General features: G+C 65.9%; 2 pseudogenes. One reads left to right on the top strand and one right to left on the bottom strand.

Going from position 1 to position 593, the window contains the following annotated elements:
* Nucleotides 1–230 precede the first annotated feature (230 nt).
* Nucleotides 231–416: pseudogene (locus A5652_RS00765) on the bottom strand (hypothetical protein); the annotation flags it as partial.
* On the opposite strand from A5652_RS00765, the pseudogene A5652_RS26240 reads away from it, so the two are divergent.
* Nucleotides 370–593, top strand: a pseudogene (locus A5652_RS26240) (hypothetical protein); the annotation flags it as partial. The pseudogenes A5652_RS00765 and A5652_RS26240 overlap by 47 nt on opposite strands.

Below are 593 nucleotides of genomic sequence, written 5' to 3'. Positions count from 1 at the left end.
CGACCAGCCATTCGTTTTGCCCGAATGGTGAACTTATGTTGCTCACGACCGCAGTTCGCCTCAATCCTTCTGTTCCGCAAGCGCATTCCCGCGGCGCCTGCACCCTTGTCGGTCCCGGACGACCGAACACCTCACACCGATGGCGATACCCATTGTTTCCGCCCTATAAAGGCTAACCTTTCGCCGCCGATCCGCCAGGTAGACCGGGGGACACGAGGACGGCCGGGGGGCTAACCGGCCTCGTGGATCCTAGGCACCAGGTGCAGCGCACGGGGCCAGCGTGCGGGCGGGGCGCCGAACGCCCGGTTGGCGTTGCGAATCATCTTCTTGCCGGCGAGGTAGTTGCCGATGGCGCCCACCACGACCCCGATGCCCACCGGCAGCAGTTTGCCGAACAACAGGGCGCCGCGCCGCACCGGCGGCGGCTGGATTTCCGAGAGCCTGGCCGCCCTTCCCTTGTCGTCGATGTCGAAGCTGAATTCGCGGCTGCTCAAGTCGTGGGTCCGGAAGTACACCGTGCGGCGCGGCGCCCTGTTGTTCGGCAAACTGCTGCCGGTGGGCATCGGGGTCGTGGTGGGCGCCATCGGCAACTA

Source organism: Mycobacterium sp. 1165178.9, from assembly GCF_001673555.1.
Taxonomy (GTDB): domain Bacteria; phylum Actinomycetota; class Actinomycetes; order Mycobacteriales; family Mycobacteriaceae; genus Mycobacterium.
Note: the sequence above shows the minus strand (reverse complement) of the source record. Positions and strands in the feature narration are given on the sequence as shown.